At 54.3% G+C, this 22119-nt stretch carries 20 protein-coding genes and 2 pseudogenes; 13 read left to right on the plus strand and 9 right to left on the minus strand.

Annotated elements, in window-relative coordinates; all coding sequences use genetic code 11:
• Positions 1 to 35: 35 nt before the first annotated feature.
• From RHH81_RS04290 to RHH81_RS04300, 3 genes are read right to left on the minus strand one after another with little or no spacing between them, the layout of a single operon-like run.
• Positions 36 to 218, minus strand: coding sequence for a hypothetical protein (locus RHH81_RS04290; RefSeq protein ID WP_302676693.1), 183 nt, complete (start codon positions 216 to 218; stop codon positions 36 to 38).
• Positions 219 to 221: 3 nt separating this feature from the next.
• Positions 222 to 1505 carry a folylpolyglutamate synthase/dihydrofolate synthase family protein gene (locus RHH81_RS04295; RefSeq protein ID WP_310744313.1) on the minus strand — a complete coding sequence of 428 codons (1284 nt, stop codon included), beginning with the start codon at positions 1503 to 1505 and terminating at the stop codon, positions 222 to 224.
• Complete coding sequence (locus tag RHH81_RS04300; RefSeq protein WP_206201218.1) at positions 1475 to 2107, minus strand: MORN repeat-containing protein; 633 nt, start codon at positions 2105 to 2107, stop codon at positions 1475 to 1477. The genes RHH81_RS04295 and RHH81_RS04300 overlap by 31 nt, the downstream gene beginning before the upstream one ends.
• Positions 2108 to 2525: 418 nt before the next feature.
• Here RHH81_RS04300 and RHH81_RS04305 point away from each other — a divergent pair, with 418 nt between their 5' ends.
• The 5 genes from RHH81_RS04305 (at position 2526) to purU (ending at position 9511) form a co-directional block, all read left to right on the plus strand.
• Complete coding sequence (locus RHH81_RS04305; protein WP_225901698.1) at positions 2526 to 3350, plus strand: carbohydrate ABC transporter permease; 825 nt, start codon at positions 2526 to 2528, stop codon at positions 3348 to 3350.
• 187 nt (positions 3351 to 3537) lie between these two features.
• Complete coding sequence (gene groES, locus RHH81_RS04310) at positions 3538 to 3849, plus strand: co-chaperone GroES (protein ID WP_149820030.1); 312 nt, start codon at positions 3538 to 3540, stop codon at positions 3847 to 3849.
• Positions 3850 to 3918: 69 nt separating this feature from the next.
• The gene (gene groL / locus RHH81_RS04315; protein ID WP_206201221.1) at positions 3919 to 5556 is read left to right on the plus strand and encodes a chaperonin GroEL; all 1638 of its coding nucleotides are present in this window, start codon (positions 3919 to 3921) and stop codon (positions 5554 to 5556) included.
• Positions 5557 to 5730: 174 nt separating this feature from the next.
• Positions 5731 to 8592, plus strand: a complete 2862-nt coding sequence (gene uvrA, locus RHH81_RS04320; protein WP_310743434.1) for an excinuclease ABC subunit UvrA — start codon at positions 5731 to 5733, stop codon at positions 8590 to 8592.
• 43 nt (positions 8593 to 8635) lie between these two features.
• The gene (gene purU / locus RHH81_RS04325; RefSeq protein WP_206201223.1) at positions 8636 to 9511 is read left to right on the plus strand and encodes a formyltetrahydrofolate deformylase; all 876 of its coding nucleotides are present in this window, start codon (positions 8636 to 8638) and stop codon (positions 9509 to 9511) included.
• Positions 9512 to 9518: 7 nt separating this feature from the next.
• On the opposite strand, the gene RHH81_RS04330 is transcribed toward purU, so the two are convergent.
• Positions 9519 to 9737, minus strand: coding sequence for a type ISP restriction/modification enzyme (locus tag RHH81_RS04330; RefSeq protein WP_206201224.1), 219 nt, complete (start codon positions 9735 to 9737; stop codon positions 9519 to 9521).
• A gap of 32 nt (positions 9738 to 9769) precedes the next feature.
• Positions 9770 to 10316: pseudogene (locus tag RHH81_RS04335) on the minus strand (transposase).
• A gap of 121 nt (positions 10317 to 10437) precedes the next feature.
• Here RHH81_RS04335 and RHH81_RS04340 point away from each other — a divergent pair.
• Positions 10438 to 10626 (plus strand): annotated as a pseudogene (locus tag RHH81_RS04340) (hypothetical protein); the annotation flags it as partial.
• Between the two features lie 13 nt (positions 10627 to 10639).
• On the opposite strand, the gene yidD reads toward RHH81_RS04340, so the two are convergent.
• Both yidD and cobM read right to left on the minus strand, forming a co-directional pair.
• Complete coding sequence (yidD, locus tag RHH81_RS04345; RefSeq protein WP_310743435.1) at positions 10640 to 10900, minus strand: membrane protein insertion efficiency factor YidD; 261 nt, start codon at positions 10898 to 10900, stop codon at positions 10640 to 10642.
• 36 nt (positions 10901 to 10936) lie between these two features.
• Positions 10937 to 11722 (minus strand): precorrin-4 C(11)-methyltransferase, encoded by a 786-nt coding sequence (gene cobM, locus RHH81_RS04350; RefSeq protein ID WP_310743436.1) that lies wholly within the window; start codon positions 11720 to 11722, stop codon positions 10937 to 10939.
• Positions 11723 to 11820: 98 nt separating this feature from the next.
• Between cobM and RHH81_RS04355 the strand changes: the two genes are divergently transcribed.
• Together RHH81_RS04355 and RHH81_RS04360 are read left to right on the plus strand one after the other, a co-directional pair.
• Positions 11821 to 12420 carry a DJ-1/PfpI family protein gene (locus tag RHH81_RS04355; protein WP_206201228.1) on the plus strand — a complete coding sequence of 200 codons (600 nt, stop codon included), beginning with the start codon at positions 11821 to 11823 and terminating at the stop codon, positions 12418 to 12420.
• A gap of 12 nt (positions 12421 to 12432) precedes the next feature.
• Positions 12433 to 13011 (plus strand): hypothetical protein, encoded by a 579-nt coding sequence (locus RHH81_RS04360; RefSeq protein WP_206201229.1) that lies wholly within the window; start codon positions 12433 to 12435, stop codon positions 13009 to 13011.
• A gap of 33 nt (positions 13012 to 13044) precedes the next feature.
• Here the strand turns inward: RHH81_RS04360 and RHH81_RS04365 are convergent, their stop codons facing one another.
• Positions 13045 to 14667, minus strand: coding sequence for a hypothetical protein (locus tag RHH81_RS04365; protein WP_310743437.1), 1623 nt, complete (start codon positions 14665 to 14667; stop codon positions 13045 to 13047).
• A gap of 418 nt (positions 14668 to 15085) precedes the next feature.
• On the opposite strand from RHH81_RS04365, the gene RHH81_RS04370 reads away from it, so the two are divergent.
• Positions 15086 to 16912, plus strand: coding sequence for an ABC transporter ATP-binding protein (locus RHH81_RS04370; protein WP_206201231.1), 1827 nt, complete (start codon positions 15086 to 15088; stop codon positions 16910 to 16912).
• Here RHH81_RS04370 and RHH81_RS04375 read toward each other — a convergent pair.
• Positions 16884 to 18047 carry an MFS transporter gene (locus tag RHH81_RS04375; protein WP_310743438.1) on the minus strand — a complete coding sequence of 388 codons (1164 nt, stop codon included), beginning with the start codon at positions 18045 to 18047 and terminating at the stop codon, positions 16884 to 16886. The genes RHH81_RS04370 and RHH81_RS04375 overlap by 29 nt on opposite strands.
• 74 nt (positions 18048 to 18121) lie before the next feature.
• On the opposite strand from RHH81_RS04375, the gene RHH81_RS04380 reads away from it, so the two are divergent.
• The 4 genes from RHH81_RS04380 (at position 18122) to RHH81_RS04395 (ending at position 22118) form a co-directional block, all read left to right on the plus strand.
• Positions 18122 to 19105: an AEC family transporter gene (locus tag RHH81_RS04380; protein ID WP_302678958.1), complete on the plus strand. Its 984-nt coding sequence runs from the start codon at positions 18122 to 18124 to the stop codon at positions 19103 to 19105.
• Positions 19106 to 19188: 83 nt separating this feature from the next.
• Complete coding sequence (locus tag RHH81_RS04385) at positions 19189 to 20553, plus strand: type IV pilus twitching motility protein PilT (protein ID WP_302678959.1); 1365 nt, start codon at positions 19189 to 19191, stop codon at positions 20551 to 20553.
• A 4-nt stretch (positions 20554 to 20557) separates the two neighbouring features.
• Positions 20558 to 21286: a circadian clock KaiB family protein gene (locus RHH81_RS04390; protein ID WP_302678960.1), complete on the plus strand. Its 729-nt coding sequence runs from the start codon at positions 20558 to 20560 to the stop codon at positions 21284 to 21286.
• Between the two features lie 4 nt (positions 21287 to 21290).
• Positions 21291 to 22118 carry an FAD-binding domain-containing protein gene (locus RHH81_RS04395; protein ID WP_206201236.1) on the plus strand — a complete coding sequence of 276 codons (828 nt, stop codon included), beginning with the start codon at positions 21291 to 21293 and terminating at the stop codon, positions 22116 to 22118.
• Position 22119 lies beyond the last annotated feature (1 nt).

Here is a 22119-nt window from a genome sequence, read left to right on the forward strand (position 1 = left end):
CCGTTCTTGAGCAAGGCGCTGGGCTTTCGCCAGTCCTAGGCATTCACAGCCGTGACGGCATATCCCTGCTGAGCAAGATAGACGGCATTACGCCCTTCCCCTTCGACGAGGGAGAGAATTTGCCCTTGGGGCACAAAGTCATGGGCATGGGCTTTGAGGAAATCGTTTGGCTCTGTGCCGTAGAAATAAGTGTCTCCTTGAAAGCGAGTGTCCCACATCAATTATGAGTTCTTTCCCAAAACGCCAGCAATTAAGTAAAGGGAGCCACAGACCACACAGCGATCGCCTGCCCTATCGAGTGCCTCAGTCACCTCCTTAAAAAGACGGCATTCCCCTAACTCAGGGCAACAGGTGTAGGCAAGTGCCTTCAAGTCCTCTAAGTCAGCGCTAGCGTGATCCGGTACGGGTACCAACCACAGGCGATCGCCCCCTCGCAGGAGATGTTTGAGAATCCCCTCATGATCCTTATTGGCGAGCATCCCCACCACCCATGTCACCTCTGTCCAGCCCAGTTGATCCACGTATTGCCGTAGGTAGGCGGCGGCAGGAGCATTGTGGGCACCATCAATGAGCAGTTTGCGCCCTTGCCACTGTAACCATTGCAGTCGTCCCGGCCAGCGGGTTTGTGCCATTCCCTGTTGAATCGCTTCTCGGGAAATCTGCCAGCCTTGAGATTGTAACTGTTGTAGCGTGGCGATCGCGATCGCTGAATTGACCAACTGCATTTCTCCAGCCAAGGGCAAGGGGTACTCCATCCCCCTCCAAATCGCCCATCCCGGCCGCTTTGCACACCACTGGGCTGGTTCTGGCCAGATCGCTGGGCACCCCAAAGCTTCCAAACGCTGCGCAATCACCGCCTCTGCCTCGGGGGGAACAGGGCCAATGACGGCTGGCACGCCCGGCTTGAGAATACCTGCTTTTTCGCCAGCGATCGCCCCCAAGGTATTGCCCAACCGCTGCCAATGATCCCAACCGATGGAGGTAATCACACTCACCAAAGGGGGCTGACATACATTGGTGGCGTCCAAGCGCCCCCCCAAGCCCACCTCTATCACCGCCACATCCACCCGCTGCTGGGCAAAATACAACCATGCCGCCGCCGTGATCACTTCAAACTGACTGGGGGGATAAGCCACCTGTGGCAGTACCGCTTCAATGTGTTGAATCAAGGTCAAAAAGACCTCAGGGGCAATGGGTTCACCATCGACACAAATGCGCTCACACCAACTCAACAGATGGGGTGAAGTATAACGCCCCGTGCGATAGCCCGCCGCCCGCAAAACACTATCCAAATAGGCACACACCGACCCTTTGCCATTTGTCCCCGCAACGTGGATCAAGGGCACCTGTAACTGGGGAGACCCCAAAGCACTCAGCAGCGCTTGGATGGGTTCAAGGCCAAGGCGCACCCCAAAGCGGGCGTAGGGACTTAGCGCCGCCGTCAGCGGATCACTCACAGCCTGATTGAAGCAGATTAGCGGGGTTCGCGGCGACCATTGCGCCATGTGGCCACAATGCGGGAGCCATCCGGTAGCGTAAAGACCCCCTGTCCTTCAAATAAGCCATTGCGAAACTGTCCGGCATAGCTTGTGCCATCTCCGAAGGAGAGCGTTCCAGTTCCATGATACTTGCCCGCTAGAAACTGCCCCTCATAGCGGGTACCGTCGGGAAAGGTGAGCACCCCCTCCCCATGGTATTGACCATTGAGAAACGTGCCCTCGTAGCGTTGACCATTGGCCAGTTGGAGAGTGCCCTTGCCATTGAAGATGCCATCCACAAACCCCCCTTCGTAGCGTCCCCCATCGGCATAGGTGAGCACCCCCTGACCGTGGTAGCGGCCATTGCGAAATTCCCCTTCATAGCGGTTGCCATTGGCCATTGTAAGGATACCTTGGCCATTAAAACGACCATTGAGCAATTCCCCTTTGTAGGTGCTGCCGTCGGGAAGTGTCATGGTAACATCCCCGGTGACACGCCGCCCTTCATAGACGGCAATTTGGGCAGTTACAGGAGCTAAGTGCAGGGTTGCACATCCTAAACCAACAAGGCAAGAACTCATCACCCAGCGGTAAATAACAGCAGGATTTGGGTTGTACAGATGAGTCATTACTGGACACTCCACAAGGGTGGACAATTGCAACTTCTCTAACTGGCACAGCTTGTCTCCTATGCAAACTTGGGGAGGAAACTCAAAGCTTTGTCTTGGAATCGGTCTCTGTGCCTGCAGCACTTTGAATAAGCAAGTCCTCAGGAGGGTGGTCAAACACTCTCTTGCGAGACGCAAAGGGTGGTATAGTGCTCCCTTGATAGCGTCTTGAGCAAAATCTTGATTGCAAGGATGTCCTCAAGCGCCCTCCCAACCCCCTGAGTGGGGCAGATCAATCTCTATGAAAGGGGGAAGGAGAATGTACCTCACTGGCAGTTAAAGCAGGGATGAGGGAGAATTGGACATGCAGCTCTCGCCAAGAGGCTGGCTTTCCGAAGGGCGCAGGGTTTTGTTTGGGGAGCGGAAGGTTGTGGATGGGCTGAAACGGCTCTTGGGCAGGGGTCACTCCTTGGGGTTGACCCTAGTATTGACACTGGGGGCGTTGCTGGTTCTCAGCCCCCTACTGGTGGTGCTCTGTACGTCGGGCTGGCCACCGGGAACCCTACCTACCCAATTGTTGCCACCCCAAGGCTGGACATGGCAGAGCTATCAGGCAGCATGGCAGCAGGGACACTTTATCTTGGCCTTTGCCAACTCAACGTTTGTGGCTTTGGCGGTAACGGCGCTCCAGTTGGTGACCTCAGCCCTAGCGGGTTACGCCCTTGCGCGACTTTCGTTTCCGGGGCAACAGACGATTTTGCTGCTGATGCTGGCAACCCTAGTGATCCCATTTCAACTTTTGGTGATCCCAATTTTCCTCATCCTCAAGGCGGGTCATCTGATCAATACCTATGGCGCCTTGATCTTGCCGACGGCGGCCAATGGCTTTGGCGTCTTTTTGATGCGGCAGTTTTTTCTCACATTGCCCGTTGCCCTTGAGGAGGCAGCCCTCTTGGATGGGGCAAATCGCTGGCAAGTCCTCTGGCATATTCTCTTGCCCCTGAGCCGACCGGCCTTGGTCACACTCTTTATCTTTACCTTTATTGGGGAGTGGAATGACCTCTTTAAGCCCTTGGTCTTTACCACTAAGCCAGAACTGATCACAGTGCAGCTTTCCTTGGCCAGTTTTCAGGAGCAGTTCACCAATGATTGGCCGTTGATGATGGCGGCGGCGGTGATTGCCACTGTGCCGGTGATGATTTTGTTTATTTTGGGTCAGCGGCAACTGATTCGCGGCATTGCCACGACGGGACTAAAGAGCTAAAGTTCCGTTCGGAAAACCGTACTGCAACAGGAGTTGCGATCGCCAACCGTCTCTCGCTACATTAGCACTCGAAGGGTGAGAGTGCTAAACAACTGTAAGTGATGCTCTTGCCCCCCAAAAACTGCGCGATGAGCCGTGCAGTGAGTGCTATCAATCCATACTCTTACAATTGGGAGAACAGTACGCTATGGCAGCCGTATCTCTAAGCGTTTCAACTGTGAAGCCGTTGGGCGATCGCATTTTTGTCAAAGTCAGCGAAAGTGAAGAACGTACCGCAGGGGGCATCCTCCTGCCCGACAACGCCCGTGAAAAACCCCAAGTGGGCGAAGTGACCGCCGTCGGTCCTGGCAAACTCACTGAAGACGGCAAGCGTCAGCCCATGGATGTGAAAGTGGGGGACAAAGTGCTGTACTCCAAATATGCCGGTACTGAAGTGAAACTGGCGGGCGAAGACTACGTTCTCCTCTCGGAAAAAGACATCTTGGCCATTGTTGGCTAAGTCGCTGACACTCCTTACATTTCTGTGCGATTTTTCATCACTGTTGAACGATTGAGGTAGGAAACACCTATGGCGAAGCGCATTATCTACAACGAAAATGCTCGTCGTGCCCTCGAAAAAGGGATGGACATCTTGGCTGAATCCGTGGCCGTGACCCTTGGTCCTAAAGGACGGAACGTAGTTCTGGAGAAAAAATTTGGCGCCCCCCAAATTGTCAACGACGGGGTGACGATCGCCAAAGAAATTGAACTGGAAGATCACATTGAAAATACCGGTGTGGCGCTGATCCGCCAAGCCGCCTCGAAAACCAATGATGCTGCCGGTGACGGTACGACTACGGCAACGGTTCTTGCCCATGCCATGGTGAAAGAGGGGCTGCGCAACGTGGCTGCCGGTGCTAACCCCATTGCCCTGAAACGCGGGATTGACAAAGCCACCCACTTCCTTGTGGAAAAAATTGCTGAACATGCCCGTCCGGTGGAAGATTCCAAAGCCATTGCCCAAGTGGCAGCGATCTCTGCCGGTAACGATGAAGAAGTGGGTCGGATGATTGCCGATGCCATGGACAAGGTGGGCAAAGAAGGCGTGATCTCCCTCGAAGAAGGCAAATCCATGACCACCGAACTCGAGGTCACTGAGGGGATGCGCTTTGACAAGGGCTACATCTCCCCCTACTTTGCCACCGACACCGAGCGCATGGAAGCGGTGCTTGATGAACCCTTCGTGCTGATCACCGACAAGAAAATTACCTTAGTGCAAGATCTGGTGCCGATCCTCGAACAAGTGGCTCGCGCCGGTAAACCGCTGGTGATCATTGCTGAAGACATCGAGAAAGAAGCCTTGGCGACCCTCGTGGTCAACCGTCTGCGCGGTGTCTTGAATGTGGCTGCGGTGAAAGCTCCCGGCTTTGGCGATCGCCGTAAAGCAATGCTCGAAGATATTGCCGTCCTCACAGCGGGTCAAGTGATCACCGAAGATGCCGGTCTGAAGCTGGAAAATACCAAGCTGGATATGCTCGGTAAAGCTCGCCGCATCACCATCACCAAAGATCACACCACGATTGTGGCCGAAGGCAATGAAAAAGCCGTCAAAGCTCGCTGCGAGCAAATCCGTCGCCAAATCGAAGAAACCGACTCCAGCTATGACAAAGAAAAACTGCAGGAGCGGTTGGCCAAACTGGCCGGTGGTGTGGCAGTGATTAAAGTCGGTGCTGCCACTGAAACCGAAATGAAAGATCGCAAACTCCGTCTGGAAGATGCGATTAACGCCACCAAAGCCGCTGTTGAAGAGGGGATCGTTCCCGGTGGCGGTACCACCTTGGTGCACTTGGCGCCTGAGTTGAGCAACTGGGCGGCTGAGCACCTGACGGGTGAAGAACTGATTGGTGCCAACATTGTTGAGCGTGCCCTTAGCGCTCCCCTGCGTCGCATCGCTGAAAACGCGGGTCAAAACGGTGCCATCATTGTCGAACGGGTCAAAGAAAAACCCTTCGATGTGGGTTATGATGCCGCCAAAGATGAATATGTCAACATGTTCGATGCTGGTATCGTTGACCCTGCCAAAGTCACCCGCTCGGCTCTGCAAAATGCGGCCTCTATTGCCGGTATGGTGCTGACCACCGAGTGCATCATCGTTGACAAACCCGAACCCAAGGACAACAATCCTGCGGGTGCCAGTGCCGGCATGGGCGGTGACTTCGACTACTAAGCCCAACCCGTCGGTGAATCCCTCAAACTCACTGGGTTCAGCGCAAGTAACCTAAGTCACACTCACAGCGGGGAAACCACACCCCGCTTTTTTATTGGATGGTGCCAAACGGGTCTGGCCGCGTTGCTATAATAACCCTCAATGTAACGTTTTTTAACATTCGCAGTTTGCAGCATGGGCGATCCAGTGCCTACGGGTGAAATTCGGGTTCGGGGTGCACGGCAGCATAATCTGAAAAACATTGACCTCGATCTGCCCCGCGATCGCCTGATTGTGATGACAGGGGTTTCTGGTTCCGGTAAGTCCTCTCTGGCCTTTGACACGATTTTTGCTGAAGGGCAACGCCGCTATGTGGAGTCGCTGAGTGCCTATGCACGGCAATTCCTCGGTCAGTTGGATAAGCCGGATGTGGATGCCATTGAGGGGCTGAGTCCAGCGATTTCCATTGATCAAAAGTCCACTTCCCACAATCCTCGCTCGACGGTGGGCACGGTGACGGAAATCTATGATTACCTGCGGCTGCTCTATGGCCGTGCGGGTGAACCCCATTGCCCCCATTGCGATCGCTCGATTCGCCCCCAAACCATTGATGAAATGGTGGATCAGGTGATGCAGTTGCCCCCTCAGACGCGCTTTCAAGTTCTAGCTCCTATTGTCAAGGGGAAAAAGGGCACGCATAAAAAACTGCTGTCGAGTCTTGCTAGTGAAGGCTTTGTGCGGGTTCGCATTAATGGCGAGGTGCGCGACCTCAGTGATGCCATTGAACTGGATAAAAACCATGCCCACACGATTGAAATTGTTGTCGATCGCCTTGTGCTGAAGCCGGGGATTGAGGAACGCTTAGCGGACTCGCTGCGAACGGCGTTGCACCATGCCAACGGCACAGCAATGGTCAGTGTGGTACCCCGCGAGGGTGAGACTGAGGGTCAAACGCTCCTATTTTCCGAAAATTTTGCCTGTCCGGAGCATGGGGCAGTGATGGATGAGCTATCGCCGCGGCTCTTTTCCTTTAACTCCCCCTACGGTGCCTGTCCAGAGTGCCATGGCTTGGGCTATTTGCGCAAATTTAGCCCGGAGTTGATTGTCCCCAATCCTGAACTACCGGTCTATCTGGCGATCGCCCCCTGGGCCGAGAAAGAACACGACTACTACCTTGCTCTCCTCTGTGGTATTGCTGAGGCCTTTGGCTTTGACATCAATACACCGTGGTACCGCCTCACGGAGTTGCAACGGGAAATTATCCTCTACGGCACCGATACCCCAATTCTCGTTCCTGCCGATTCCCGCTATCGCAAACGGGACTATTACCGCCAATTCCAAGGGGTGATCCCAATTCTAGAGCGGCAGTACCGCGAGACCACCTCCGAGGCCTACAAGCAAAAATTGGAAGAGTACCAAGTCAATCAAACCTGCCCCGCCTGTGGTGGTCAACGCCTAAAACCCGCCGCCCTAGCAGTGCGCTTGGGGCAATATCGCCTCACGGATCTCACCAGTGTCTCGATTCGTGAGTGTTTAGCACGGCTGCGATCGCTCCAACTGAGTGCCCGCCAACAGCAGATTGCGGAGCTGGCTCTGCGGGAAGTGACCGCGCGATTACAGTTTCTCGTGGATGTGGGGCTAGATTACCTGACGCTGGATCGCAGTGCGGCCACCCTCTCTGGTGGTGAAGCCCAACGCATTCGCTTGGCCACTCAAATTGGCTCTGGCCTGACGGGAGTGCTCTATGTCCTCGATGAACCCAGTATTGGCTTGCATCAGCGGGATAATGATCGCCTCCTGCAAACACTGTTTCGCCTGCGGGACTTGGGGAATACGCTGATTGTGGTTGAACACGATGAGGACACGATCCGCGCTGCCGATCACATTGTTGATATTGGCCCAGGGGCGGGGATCTACGGCGGCCAGATTGTGGCTCAAGGCAGCCTAGAGGCGATTCTCAATCATCCCGACTCCCTGACGGGGGCTTATCTGTCGGGGCGCAAGCGCATTGAAACCCCCAGCGATCGCCGGCCGGGGAATGGTCAATCCCTGATTCTCAAACAGGTATCTCGCAATAATCTCAAGAACATCACCGTAGAAATTCCCCTCGGTAAGCTGGTGTGTCTGACGGGGGTATCGGGGTCGGGAAAATCCACCCTCATGCACGAAGTCCTCTATCCTGCCCTGCAGCACCATCTTGGTCACAGTGTGCCGCTCCCCAAGGGACTTGGCGAGATTGAAGGCTTAAATGCCATTGACAAGGTGATTGTCATTGACCAGTCTCCCATTGGTCGTACCCCCCGCTCGAACCCTGCCACCTACATTGGGGTGTTTGATGTTATCCGTGAGGTCTTTAGCCAAACCGTGGAGGCCAAGGCACGGGGCTATAAACCAGGGCAATTTTCCTTCAATATCAAGGGCGGACGCTGTGAAGCCTGCGCTGGCCAAGGGGTCAATGTGATTGAGATGAACTTTTTGCCCGATGTCTATGTGCAGTGTGAAGTGTGCAAGGGGGCACGCTACAATCGCGATACCCTGCAAGTGAAGTACAAAGGCTGCTCGATCGCTGACGTTTTGGATATGACCGCCGAGACGGCACTGGCCTTTTTTGAAAATATCCCCAAGGCAGTGAGCAAGCTGCAAACCCTCGTGGATGTGGGCTTGGGCTATCTCAAACTAGGGCAAACGGCACCGACCCTCTCTGGGGGCGAAGCCCAACGCCTCAAATTGGCGGCTGAACTGTCGCGGCGTGCCACGGGCAAAACGCTCTACTTGATTGATGAACCCACCACGGGGCTGTCTTTTTACGATGTGCATAAACTCCTCGATGTATTGCAGCGTCTCGTGGACAAGGGCAACTCGATTTTGGTGATTGAGCACAATCTGGATGTGATTCGCTGTGCCGATTGGATTATTGACCTTGGACCAGAGGGGGGCGATCGCGGCGGAGAGGTGGTTGCCGTCGGCACCCCTGAAGCGGTGGCACTGGTGCCCCAATCCTACACAGGGCAGTACCTCGCCAAGGTGTTAAATCGCGCCGCCAGTCCTCAGCAGTAGTAGAATACAGGTTGCTCTGCCTTGCTTTATTCCCTTTATTCCTATGTCCATGCCCACCATGACCCTCTGCATTTCCTGTCCTGATCAGCGGGGGTTAGTGGCCAAGTTGGCGCAGTTTGTCTATCGCTACAACGGTAACATTGTTCATGCTGATCACCACACGGATGCTGTCGCGGGCATTTTTCTCTCCCGCCTCGAGTGGGAACTAGAGGGCTTTGAAATCCCCCGCGATCAGATTGCTGCCACATTTATCAACTATGCACAGCGGGAAAAAGTCTTTGCCAGTTGGCAAGGGGTGCGCTGGCAGTTGCGGGCGTCGGATATTCCCTATCGCTTGGCCATTTGGGTGAGCCGCCAAGATCATTGCCTGTGGGATTTGCTGCTGCGGCAGCGAGCGGGGGATCTCTTTGCGGAAATTCCCCTGATTATCAGTAACCATGAGCATTTACGTCCCATTGCCGAACAGTTTGGCATTGACTTTCACTATATCCCCGTGACACCAGAGACCAAGCCCCTTGCCGAAGCCAAGCAGCTGCAACTGCTCAAGGACTACAACATCGATCTGGTGGTGCTGGCCAAGTATATGCAGGTACTCAGTCCAGAATTTATTGAGGCCTTTCCCCAAGTGATCAACATTCACCATTCATTTTTGCCTGCCTTTGCGGGGGCGAATCCCTACCACCGTGCCTATGAGCGGGGGGTAAAAATCATTGGTGCCACGGCCCACTATGCTACAGCGGATTTGGATGAAGGACCGATTATTGAGCAGGCAGTTGTGCACATTAGCCATCGCGATACGGTGGCAGATCTGATTCGCAAGGGCAAGGATTTAGAACGGGTGGTCTTGGCACGGGCAGTACGGCTGCATTTGCAGAACCGCATTCTCGTGTATGGCAATCGCACGGCAGTCTTTGCCTAGGCGCTAATCAGGGGGCAGTTGCCTTTTTGCTGAGGAGCTTGAACTTTGGAAGCTGTTGGACAATCTGGAGCGTTTCGACGCTCACTCGCACCACGCGCTTCAGTAAGTCAATAATGTAGCGGGGATCTGCTGACCAGTCGTTGGGGTCATTGCGAATTTGGCTGTCTTTATCCACAGTGACTTGATAGCGATCCATCACCCACTCGATGGCAGGCTTGCCATTCACCACATATAGCTATTCCAATAAAAAATGAGATATCATCCAGCACAATACTTGCGAATCACTTCATCAATCGAACTGTTTGACCCTGCATACATCCGCGCTCGCTTCAGCGCACTGAAGTCGTGCTCAATCACATTCAAATCAGGAGAGTATTTCGGTAAAAATAACACCTCGTGACCCGCCGCTTTCACCACTGCCTGAATCGCCCCTTTTGGATGAATCGGTGCATTATCCATCATCAACAACGACGGTCTCTTTAACGCCGGCAAACAGTACTGACTCAGCCAGCTCACAAACCCTAACGCATTCAAGTATCCGCAAAACAGCATTGGGGCGATGAAGTCTTTCTGGTGTCTATACCGTCCTGCGACTCAACTCTCTCTTTTCTGACGCTTCCCCGCTCGCTCTCCATCAATCGGGATGGGCAGCAACATCGGCTGCTAAGGCCGCCCAATCCAGTTTCCAAGGACGACGGGGGACAACCGTGGGGGCTGAGTCCTCTCGCTTCAGCCAGCGATGGATAGTGGCGCGGCTCACCTGGAAGATTTGAGTTGCTTCACTGATTTTGCCACCTTGCTGGATGTAGGAGACAACCCGCTCTCGTCAGTCCAAGCCATAGCTCATATTCTTGAGTAACATTCATGACGCTTTGAGTATAGCCTATCCCTCTTGAAAATATCTCACTCCTTTTCGAAATAGCTATAAATCTTCAATTGACAAGGCAGGGATGTATATCTTTGATCGCAAGGTGAATTTTTATGCACGTCACCCCCAACGCCAAATTGACCGTAAAATCGTGATTTCGCCAATGGTAGAGGATCGGGCACGACCAGTTGCCGCAGCATTGGGAATAGAAATTTATCGCTATGCCGATGCCGTAGAGGGTCGATAGGCTCTCCCGGACACTAACAAGGGGAAGAGGGGGGCACAGAGTCATCGTGGGGATCGGGTACAGGGTCATAGCCGCCGGCGGCAAAGGGGTGGCAGCGCAAAATACGACGAATAGCTAAATAGGTTCCCTTGACTGCTCCAAATCGGGCGATCGCCTCAATCGCATAGACAGAACAAGTGGGCGTATAGCGACAGGTGGGCAAAAATAACGGCGAAACCCAATGCTGATAAGCGCGAATCAAAAAGATCAGTGCTTTGCTTAGCCAGTTGTCCACAGCCTTTGCCTACAAGGTATCCCAATTATACGCAGGTTAATGGGGGCGAAATAGATGGTGATGTTCTGGACTATAGAGGCAGGAGCGCAATGAACCATGGCCTTGATGTTGTACTGCCAGTGCTGGACTGATCAGGTAAAGGGTGGTGCGCGTCAAGCGCTGCTGCTGACTAAACGCCGCCATTTCAGCCAAGGGAACGAGCCACAACTGCTCATCGGGCCATCCCAAGCGGTAGCCCACAGCAACTGGGGTTTCGGGTGGATAGTGCTGAAGCAAATCTCGCTGGGCACGGTGGACACAATTCGCACTCAGGTAGAGGCAAAGGCTGGCTTTGTGGGCGGCTAGACTGGCCAATTCTTCTGTTGGTGGGACGCGTGTACGGCCACTGACACGGGTGAGGATAATTGTCTGTACCAATTCGGGTAGGGTGAGTTCGGCATTGAGGCGGGCGGCGGCCAATTGATAGGCACTGATGCCGGGGACAACTTCAACGGTAATGCCTGCTTCGGTGAGGCGGGCAATCTGCTCGTGAATGGCACTGTAGAGGCTCGGATCTCCCGATTGCAACCGTACCACTTTTTTACCCGCTTGGACTGCCTCAACCATCAGCGGAATCATTTCTTCAAGAGTCATTGCGGCTGTGGGAATACAGGTGGCACTCGGCGGTGCAAACTGCAAAATCCCCGTCGGCACAAGAGAATCGGCATAGAAAATCACATCGGCCTCTTGGATCAGCCGTTGTCCCTTGAGGGTGAGTAATTCTGGATCACCGGGGCCAGCACCCACAAAGTAAACCCCAGCCGAGGTCTGTCTTTTTAGCACTACACTGCACCTGATTATTCCCCTTACTAAGATTAACTTTTGCCGGTAACACAAGTTATGTCAGGATCAAGACAGGTCAGTTTAAGAGGCAGCGAATCATGAGCGGCAAACGGATTCTCATGCTTGTGGGTGACTATGTAGAAGATTACGAAGTGATGGTGCCGTTCCAAGCCCTCCAAATGGTGGGTCATACCGTGCATGCTGTCTGCCCTGATAAAGTCGCTGGGGACATTGTTCGCACGGCAGTTCACGATTTTGAGGGGGATCAAACCTATAGTGAAAAGCGGGGACATAACTTTACCCTCAATGCCACTTTTGCAGAGATTGACCCCGTTACCTACGATGCACTAGTGGTGCCGGGGGGTCGTGCCCCAGAGTATTTGCGCCTCAATCCACGGGTCTTGGAAATCACCAAGCACTTCGGCGAGACCCAAAAACCGATTGCAGCTATTTGTCACGGCCTCCAACTGTTGGCGGCAGCAGGCGTTCTTGCGGGCAAAACCTGTACGGCCTATCCGGCCTGTGGCCCTGAGGTCGTGAGTGCTGGGGGTAACTTTACCAGTGTGGCAGTGGATGCAGTCGTAGTGGATGGCAATCTGGTCACGGCGCCCGCTTGGCCTGCCCATCCCCAGTGGTTGGCGGCATTTTTAGAGATTTTGGGAACAACGATTAGCCACCGACCCTTGGCAGCAGTGTAGGATCACCGTGGCATGGCGATCGCCCTCAGCCAAATTGCCCAATATCTCCAACGGCACCAACTGAACTATCGGTTGAATGCGGCCAACCACCAAATTATTACGGGCGTCAACGGTGATCACCTTGAGCGATTTATCGTCGTCATTGAGCTAGATGAGGGAGGCGAGTTTTTTAAGCTTTATGCCCCCAATCTTTTGCCGGGGATTAAAACCCACCAGTTTCGTGATGCCATTTTGCAAACGCTACTGTGCATTTCGTGGCAGACAAAAATGTTGCAGTGGGAGTACGACCCCAATGAGGGTGAAGTGCGTGCCATGATTGAATTCCCCATTGAGGACAGCACCCTCACCGAACGGCAATTTTTTCGCTGCTTGGGGGCACTCGTGGAAATCGTTGACAATACAGTGCCGCGACTGCGAGAGTTGGTTGAACAGGAGCCTCCGCCGCTCGACGCGGATCTGGCCATGGGCGAACGCCTATTGCTGACGATTCAGGAAGAAGCACCGGGGCTATTGGATCTCATTGCCCAAGCTCTTGAAGCCCGTCGCCAACGGGGTCGGGTTAGTTTGAATTTAGAGAATTTAGACACCTAAGTCAGACATCTAGAGTTCTGTTTAGATTCAGATTCAAGACGAGGGGGGTGCAGGGGGCGTTTGCCGCGCGTAGAAGCGGCCATTCTTCATTTCAATCAACCCTTGACACTTTTCACAACTAAAGCGCCACAGCTTACCGACCGGAACTTTCAGCGGGTGATGACAATGGGGACACTCGCCACTCCATACCTCCTCATCCCCAAGCATCCACATACTGCCCACGACCATCGGCAGACCGATGATGGTTCCTAATCCCGTGGCACAAAAGCCCAGACCCATGACTATGCCGGCAAGACCTGCCACCTTTGATTGATGATCGCGGGGGACTTTTTCAATGGTGGGAATGGTGTAAATCTCGGATTCAGAGGGGGGCTGGGGGGGTTCTGTGGCGGTTTCAGGGGGTGGTGGGGGTTCTTGTGTCTTATCTGCCTGAACCTGTGGCCCAGGCTCGGCCTCTAACCAAGGATCCCGTAGGGGAGGATAGTTGGCGGCTTCTTGGTGTTGGGGAAGGGCAGAAGATTCTGAAGGAACTGGGGGTGCAGTGGGCAACATGTCTGAGACTGCCCAAGGATCCTCAACAACAGAGGCAGCGTCTGGGGCGATCGCCCCCTCAGGCGAGGATTCAGCTTCAGCCGTCATCTCAGCAGTCATGGCGGGCTGGGGGTCGATCTCCGCCTCTAAGGCTTCTAGGGCGGCAATGTCCTCAGTCGTCGGTTCAGGGAAGTCGTATGCTTCAAGGGTCGGTTGCTCTAGGGTAGCTTCAGAGAGTTCGGGTGCTGGTTCAGGGATCTCAGCAATACTGTCTTGGGCTTCTGGTGTTGCAATGCTCTCTTCTATGGACTCAGAAGCTTCTGGAGGTGGTTCAGCAGCGACCTCGAAGACTGGCAATTCTCCTGAGAACCCATCAAGGGTGTCGGATTCAATACGCTCTTCTTGAAGGGGGGGCGACTCAGATGGAGATTCTTCACGATCAGTATTGGGTTCTGGTGAGGGTGGGTTGGGGTCAAAGGCGGCAGCTAAATCTGCCAAACTAATGTCCTCATCAGGATCGATTTCTGGAATCTCATCTAGGAAACGCTCTTGCGGCTCACTGATGGGTTCTGCCCCTGTTCCATTCTCAGTGACTTGCTCTAGGGGAGGAGCTACATCCCCATATTCAGGTATGCTCTCTACTGGAATTGGCTGTTCTTTCTCTTCGGGCGATCGCGCCACAGCATCCTGACTTTCAGATGTGGCAGGTACCTCGGAGGTCATAAAAGCAGACATTAAATCCAGCAGCGTGGGTTCAGGGGAGGGTGGCTCAGTCGCTGCCGTTTCGGTGCCCCATGGATCCTCGACCACGTCTCGATGGGGTTGGGTGGGTGGCAGGACTTGGAGCTGAAAATGACTTTCCCAGAGAGGGACGCCCAACACCCGTGACTCAATGAAAACCCGTTGAATCTCTGGCAAGTGCAATTTTTCTAAGGCAGTGCGGATCAAGGTTACGGCTGCCCCCTGATTGAGTATTTTTTCTGAATGCAGCGTGATCATTAACTCCTCGGCCTGACGTACCACAGTGGCCTTTACCCGCTTTGGCAGGAGGACAGCATTCAGCAGCGTACCAATGGCACGGGGGTCGCCCTGCCGCGCAATATCCAGCAAACGGGAATCACTCATAAACCGATCAATAGAATGGAACGGGGTGCCGCTAGTTCTAGCCTACTGCGATTTCAAAAGAGTGATAGGAAGCGGGTGGCGATCGCTTGACTATCCTACGTATCAACGACCAAGCTAACCTACACCCTAAGTTTAGAGCGGTTGAGAAGCTTGGAAAAAATCCCTTCGGCATCAAGGACGTCCATACCATTTTCTGAAGCGGCGGCTACAGGATCCTTGATTTGTGCGTTACCCTTTCGGCGTAACTTACCTTTTCGGGGATTTCAGTGGGGCTATGCGGGGGATTAATAGCCCGAACTACCTTTAGTGTAGCTAAGGGATGGCCAGATGACAACTCCCTAAAGCGTGTAAATTGTTACAAACAATTACAAGCACCCACTAGACTGGGAAAAAGGATGTTCACAAATTTCAGCAGGGCATGACAGCGGCAACACGCTCCACGGATTGGCAACTTTTGCAACGACTGATTCCTTACCTCAAGCCCTATCGCTGGGGACTGGTGGGAAGTGGCTTGCTCTTGATTCCCTTGGCGGCAGCAGCAGCATTACAACCGATCATCATTGGTCAGGCGATCGCCTTCCTCAAAGGCGAAGAGAGTACCTATAGCTTTTTGAAACCTTTGACCCTGACCCAAGGGATTGATCTACTGAGCATTGCACTGCTGATGACTGTGGTGCTGCGCTTTGGGGTGCAGGCGGTGCAGGGGTACTGGATTCAAAAAATTGGCCAAAACATTACTGCCGATATTCGCCATGACTTATTTGACCACGTGCTCCGGTTATCGTCGCGCTTTTTTGACCGCACCCCCGTCGGTAAGCTCATTACCCGCTTGACCAGTGATGTGGATGCTCTGGGGGATGTGTTTGCCACTGGCGCCGTGGGGGTTCTCAGCGATGTCTTCTCAATGCTGGTGGTCATCCTGACAATGTTTTTCATTGACCGCCTCTTGGCAACGCTGCTGCTGGCCTTGGTACTGCCGATCACTGCCCTGATTATCTATTTTCAACATCGCTACCGCGTGGCCAACTACAAATCCCGCGAGGAGCTGTCGCTACTGAATGCCGATCTTCAGGAAAACATTGTTGGCATTACCGTGGTGCAACTGTTTCGCCGTGAGGCCTTTAATAGCCAACTGTTTCGGCGGCGCAATCAACGCTACATCAAAGAGGTGGATCGGACGATTTTCTACGATTCGGCAGTATCAGCAACGTTGGAGTGGATTGCCTTTGTGGCGATCGCGGGGGTTCTCTGGCTGGGCGGTGCCTTGGTGGAGCAGCGCACGATTGACTTTGGCACTTTGGCCACGTTTATTCTCTTTTCCCAGCGCGTTTTTGATCCGCTGCGGCAGTTGGCGGAGAAATTTACCACGGTGCAAGCGGGCTTAACCGCCATTGAGCGCATCCATGATCTGCTCTCAGAACCGATTGAAATTCAGGATCCCGATCGCACCTTTTTGCGTTTGCCCAAGCCAGAAAATACAGCCGCTGCCGTTGAGTTTCGCGATGTCTGGCTGGCCTACAAAGACGATGACTACGTCCTCAAGCAACTTTCCTTTCAGATCCATGCTGGCGAAAAGGTGGCGATTGTTGGTCCTACGGGTGCAGGTAAAAGTTCAATTATTCGCTTGCTTTGTCGCCTCTATGATCCAACGCGCGGTGAAGTCCTTGTTAGTGGTCGCAATGTCCGCGACTTTACCCAAGCAGAACTGCGGCAGCACATTGGCGTGATTTTGCAGGATAGCTTTCTCTTTTCAGGGGATGTGAAAAGCAACATTGCCCTCGGTGACAACTACACCCTTGCCGAAATTCAGCGGGTGGCCGCCGAAATGAACATTGCCGACTTCATTGAGCAGTTGCCCCAAGGCTATGACACTCCCCTGCGGCAGCGGGGCACGAATCTATCAGCGGGGCAGCGACAACTTTTAGCCTTTGCGCGGGTAGCGATTCGCAATCCAGAAATCCTTGTCCTTGATGAGGCAACCGCCAATTTGGATGTGGGTACAGAGGTAATGATTCAGGAGGCCTTGAACCGCCTGTTGGTGAATCGAACCGCCATTATGATTGCCCACCGCCTAGCCACGATTCGCCATGTGGATCGCATTTTTGTGCTCAAACGGGGACAACTGGTGGAGCAGGGCACCCACAGTGAACTCTTGGCCCGCAATGGGGTGTATGCCCATCTCTACCGGTTGCAAGCACTCGCTGAAGAAGCAGCCCCTAAGCAGGATGCCTCGCCCCTTGCCTAATCCACAATAACAGTGGCAGCCCTAGCAGTTGTAGCCCTACCGACACCAATACTAACAGCCCCAAGGAGCGATCGTAGAGCACTCCCATGAGGAAACTGCCGAGAAACCACGCTAAGCCATAGCCAGTGCTAAAGATGCCATAGGCTGACCCCCGCCGCTCTGGGGGGACGAGGTTGGCGACGATCGCCCGCACAATGGATTCTTGGGCACCCATGCCAATACCCCACAGCACCATGCCCCAAATCACCGCAGAACTGAGGAAGACCAAGGGAGCAAAGCCTACCGACAGCACAACCGCAAGGATCAAGGCCATGATGCCAATGCGATCCAGTAAGTACCCAAAGAGCAGCGCAGCCACGGCATCAACCCCCATCGCCAAGGCGTAGAGCAGCGGGATTTGGCTCGTTTGCAGACTGTCTCCCTGCTGTAAATGAAAAGCAATCAAGGGGAAATCCACATAACCGGCGCCCAGAAAGGCCACGGCCAATAGATAAATCCAAAACAGTGTTGGTAGTCTTTTGGTATTCAGATCCTGCACCACCGTTTCAAAGTCCCGTGGCTCTGGGTACCGCCGCTGCGTCACCAATAAAACGACCAGCCCCATCAGGGCAGGGATGGCGAGGACGGCAAAACTCCATTGATAGTGCTGGGTGAGGGCAAAGACGCCGGCCACCATCAGCGGCCCAACAACGGCACCAATTTGATCCATCGCCTCATGGAGACCAAAGCCAAAGCCGCGACCCACTTGGCGAGCACCGTAGGAGAGCAACACATCGCGGGGGGGTGTACGAATCGCTTTACCGGTGCGCTCAGCAATCATGAATCCCGCTAGGACTTCCCAACGATGGGTCAAGGCCATGAGGGGCACAGCTAAGGTATTGATGGCATAACCAAGGGTGGTAATGCGCCAATAGGCACGGGTACGATCGCTGAGATAGCCAATCCCAAGGCGTAGACCATAGCCGATGAATTCCCCCAAACCCGCTACGAGGCCGACAACGGTACCACTGGCACCCAATACTCCTAAATAGACCCCCGTAAGACTGCGGGCGCCTTCATAGGTGGCGTCGGCACAGAGGGAAACCACCCCTAGGAGCACGACAAACCTGAGGGCGGAGCCTTTTTGGCAAACCATGACTCAACTCCTGTATTTAGGAATTTAGGAATGTCCACAGTATATTGAGTGGAGAATCGTTAAGGGCGATCGCGATGGTGGGTGCACTCAGCGCAGCTAGTCCCTTAGTCATTTGGACAAGTCTGGGGTTCATCTGTGGCCGTTGGTTGCCAGCAGTGATTCCCCAATGGTTGGGGCGCAGCCTCTATTGGGTCGGGGTACCCATTCAAATTTTTGCTTTGGTGCGGCAAACCAACTTCGCGGGGTTAATTTGGTTGGCACCGCTGCTGGCCTTTGTGGCGCTCATTGTCGGCTATACCCTTGCCCAAGGCCTTTACTATTGGCAGCAACGCTACTTTCAGCCCCAATGGCTCCACTATACTCCTCCCTTCCTGACAAGTACAGTTCCCGAAGGAGAAAGTCGCCGCTTTCAGGGGAGCTATCTGATTGCCAGCATTCTCGGCAATACGGGCTTTGTCGGTTTGGGGGTCACGATTCCTCTCCTGAGTGCCACGGCATTGCCCTGGGCGGCCTTCTATGCCATTACCCAAAATGCCCTCGGCACCTATGGATTGGGTTCATTTCTCGGTCAGTACTACGGTAAGGGCAATGATCAACCTTGGTGGCGCGCCTTGGCGGTGATTCCAACCGTGCCGACCCTTTGGGCCTCCATGGCCGGCTTTGCGACCCATGATCTTTCCTTTCCCGAGGCGATTGAAAAGTTGTGTGAGATGGATATTCACTTGGTGATTCCCTTTGCCTTTGTCCTCACTGGAATTCGTTTGAGTCGGCTCCCCGGCTGGCAAAGTTTTCGTATGGGGTTGCTGCCTATGTTAGTGAAGACGTTGTTGCTGCCATTGACGATGATGGCGATCGCCTATGGTTTGGGCTTGCGGGGCGATACGTTGCTGGCGATCGCGATTATGACTGGTACGCCCACCGCCTTTGCCGCGCTAATTTTGGCAGAGGAATACGAACTCAATACCGAACTGCCACCGGCGGTGATTGCTCTGAGTACCCTGAGCTTTGTGGCGGTGTTACCGCTGTGGGTGTTCCTGTGCCGCCAAGTTTTAACATAACGCTAACGACTGCTCTCCTTTTCCAAGAACAGTGGCACACTGAAAATACCTGATCCATTGCTAGCCCTCTCACGAGTTTCCCTATGACGAATCCCCAAAGTCCTCCTCCTCCACCGCCACGTGTTCCCAATTCACCCCCGATGCCACCGCCCCGGCCGCCAATGGGGGCGGGTGTTCCGCCGCTGCCTCCCCAACCGGGAATGGCGCCTCCCCGTCCTGCTGCCCCCCCACCGCCTCCCCAAGGGATGCCCCCACAGCCCGGCATGCCGCCTCGACCCATGCCACCACAACCGGGGATGCCGCCACGACCAATGCCGCCGCAGCCGGGAATGCCCCAACAGGCAGTACCGACCCAACCGATGCCCACACCAGCCGCGCGGATCTCTGGCCCGACAATGGAACAACTGGTGCGGGAGGCTTTTGAGCACGGCTATTCCGATATTCATGTTGGGGTTGGCGAAGCGCCGCGCTTTCGCGATCGCGGACGTTTAGAAATTACCAACTATCCCGTTACTGATGAGGAAACCTTTAACTACTGGCTGAATGAACTGCTGACCCCCCAACAAATTGAGCAGTTTCGCACCCACCTTGAATACGATGGTGCCTATCAGTACGAAGGGCTATGCCGTGTGCGGATCAACATCTTTGTCGCCCTCAAAGGCCCCGCCATGGTGCTGCGCTTGATTCCGGTGAAGATTCTGACCCTAGAGCAATTGAATTTGCCGCCGGTCTTCAAGGATCTCTGCCACTACCACAAGGGTCTGATTCTGGTGACAGGGCCAACGGGTTCTGGGAAATCCACCACCCTTGCGGCAATGGTGGACTATATCAATACCGAAATGCCAAAGCACATTATCTCCATTGAAGACCCGATTGAGTTTGTGCACCAAAGTCGCCGTGCCCTGATCCGCCAGCGGGAGGTGGGTATCCATACACTGAAGTTTGACAATGCTCTGAAGGCGTCGTTGCGGGAAGACCCCGATATTATTCTGATTGGGGAGATGCGCGATCGCGAGACAGTGAATACAGCCCTAAAAGCAGCGCAAACGGGTCACTTGGTCTTTGGTACGTTGCACACCAACAGTGCCGTGAAAACGATTGAGCGGATCCTCAACCTCTACAACCCCGATGAACAAGGACCGATGCGGATGCAGGTGGCGGAGTCGCTGGTGGCAGTCATTGCCCAAGCCCTTGTGCGTACGACGGATGGTAAGCGGGCAGCGATTCACGAGATCATGATCAACACCGATGCCATCAAGGACTACATTTTGCGGGGTGAAGTGGAGGAAATTGAGGCGATTATTCCGCAGTGTCGGTATGACGGCATGTGCACGATGAACCAATGCCTCTACGAACTCTATGAGGCGGGGCGCATTGATGAGGAAACCGCCATCGAAAACTCCCCCAAACCCAACGAAATGGCGCAAATTCTACGGGGTCGTGTCTAGGGCAATGGTTGGCCTCAAGCCTGTCTTATACAAGGGGTTGGCCCTCTTTACACCGGGGGAGGATGTGGTCTTTTGCCGTGACCCATCAAAACAGGGGCATTGGCATCAGTCGCTTTGTCAAGCCCTGCAACAACTGTTGGATTTGGAGGAGCCGCCCCTTTTTCTATCCCCCTGCTACACAGCGGCGGTAGATTACTGGTTTGATGAGGAGCAGCAATGCCTGCGAGTGGCGGCGGAGGTCTATCCCTTGGCATGGCCCCATCGTCCCCTATTGAATGCCCTCTTTGCCCCTGCTCATCAGCCCACATTGCCGTGGCAGTTGGTACAGGATCCGCAGCATCCCTGCGATGTCCAAGCCCTAGAGGCCTACCGCAGCAGCTTTCCCCAACTGTGGGAGCAGCACCAACTGATCTATGATTTGCAGGAAGCCACCCCCCTGAGCAGTTTTGCACCGCGTCCTTCGGAACCCGATCGCTATGTCTTTCGCCTCTATGTGCGTGGAGAAACCCATGCCACGGAAGTTGCCCTGAAGAATCTCCATGACTTGCTGAGTCGCTTCCTCAAGGTGCCCTATACGCTCAAAGTGGTGGATGTCACCAAGCAACCCGATCTGGCGGAGGAGGATCAAGTGCAGGCCACGCCAACCTTAGTGCGGGTCTATCCCCAGCCGGTGCGCCGCCTTGTGGGACACTTGGATAATCGCGATCGCCTGCAACGTTTATTAAGCCCTTAGACCGATGACAAATTCTGCTAAAGACCTGCTCGCGGCGGCTGCTGTGGAGCGAATGGCGGGAACTCGTGATGCCTATGTGCCCTATCTGCGCCAAGTCTTTGCCGATGTGGTGGGGGAGGATGACGCGGTCAGTGAAACCCGTGGTGGCTTAGCAGCAGCCCAAGAGCGTTTGGCCAAGATACAGCCTCTACGGTATGGCAAGAGTCGCAACTTTTTGGCGGGGGCAGTAACGGGGCTTTCGGCCTATTTGCGCCACGGGGTGATCAGTTTGGCGGCGGTGCGCGATCGCCTGCGGGAAGTGGTGTCTCACCCCTATCAAGCGGAAGCCTTACTGCAACAACTGGCGTGGCGAGACTATTGGCAGCGCCTCTATATCCGTTGGGGCGATCGCCTGTGGCAGGACATCGAACCCTATAAAACGGGTTGGCAAGCAACCGATTATCAAACCGACTTACCTCCTGCACTCATCGCAGCGGAAACGGGACTGGCCTGTATGGATGCCTTTAGTGCCGACCTACAACGAATGGGCTACTTGCATAACCATGCGCGGTTATGGTTGGCAGCCTATGTGGTGCATTGGTGTCGGGTGCGCTGGCAGGCGGGAGCCGCTTGGTTTTTGCAGCATCTCCTCGATGGCGATCCGGCCAGTAATAACCTCTCGTGGCAGTGGGTGGCCAGTACCTTTAGCCACAAGCCCTACTTTTTTAACCGTCAAAACCTCGAGCGCTATAGCGATGGCAAATACTGTCGCCAGTGTGCGATGGGCGATCGCTGTCCCTTTGATGCCACCTACGAGGAATTGGCAGCCCGCCTTTTCCCCCACAAGGAATAGG

The organism is Thermosynechococcus sp. PKX95 (assembly GCF_031583295.1).
Lineage (GTDB): Bacteria > Cyanobacteriota > Cyanobacteriia > Thermosynechococcales > Thermosynechococcaceae > Thermosynechococcus.

Coding starts and splice junctions, on each gene's coding strand:
- RHH81_RS04290 (WP_302676693.1), bottom strand. CDS start 218: ATGTGGGACACTCGCTTTCAAGGAGACACTTATTTCTACGGCACAGAG.
- RHH81_RS04295 (WP_310744313.1), bottom strand. CDS start 1,505: ATGGCGCAATGGTCGCCGCGAACCCCGCTAATCTGCTTCAATCAGGCT.
- RHH81_RS04300 (WP_206201218.1), bottom strand. CDS start 2,107: ATGACTCATCTGTACAACCCAAATCCTGCTGTTATTTACCGCTGGGTG.
- groES (WP_149820030.1), top strand. CDS start 3,538: ATGGCAGCCGTATCTCTAAGCGTTTCAACTGTGAAGCCGTTGGGCGAT.
- groL (WP_206201221.1), top strand. CDS start 3,919: ATGGCGAAGCGCATTATCTACAACGAAAATGCTCGTCGTGCCCTCGAA.
- uvrA (WP_310743434.1), top strand. CDS start 5,731: ATGGGCGATCCAGTGCCTACGGGTGAAATTCGGGTTCGGGGTGCACGG.
- purU (WP_206201223.1), top strand. CDS start 8,636: ATGTCCATGCCCACCATGACCCTCTGCATTTCCTGTCCTGATCAGCGG.
- RHH81_RS04355 (WP_206201228.1), top strand. CDS start 11,821: ATGAGCGGCAAACGGATTCTCATGCTTGTGGGTGACTATGTAGAAGAT.
- RHH81_RS04360 (WP_206201229.1), top strand. CDS start 12,433: ATGGCGATCGCCCTCAGCCAAATTGCCCAATATCTCCAACGGCACCAA.
- RHH81_RS04365 (WP_310743437.1), bottom strand. CDS start 14,667: ATGAGTGATTCCCGTTTGCTGGATATTGCGCGGCAGGGCGACCCCCGT.
- RHH81_RS04370 (WP_206201231.1), top strand. CDS start 15,086: ATGACAGCGGCAACACGCTCCACGGATTGGCAACTTTTGCAACGACTG.
- RHH81_RS04375 (WP_310743438.1), bottom strand. CDS start 18,047: ATGGTTTGCCAAAAAGGCTCCGCCCTCAGGTTTGTCGTGCTCCTAGGG.
- RHH81_RS04380 (WP_302678958.1), top strand. CDS start 18,122: ATGGTGGGTGCACTCAGCGCAGCTAGTCCCTTAGTCATTTGGACAAGT.
- RHH81_RS04385 (WP_302678959.1), top strand. CDS start 19,189: ATGACGAATCCCCAAAGTCCTCCTCCTCCACCGCCACGTGTTCCCAAT.
- RHH81_RS04390 (WP_302678960.1), top strand. CDS start 20,558: ATGGTTGGCCTCAAGCCTGTCTTATACAAGGGGTTGGCCCTCTTTACA.
- RHH81_RS04395 (WP_206201236.1), top strand. CDS start 21,291: ATGACAAATTCTGCTAAAGACCTGCTCGCGGCGGCTGCTGTGGAGCGA.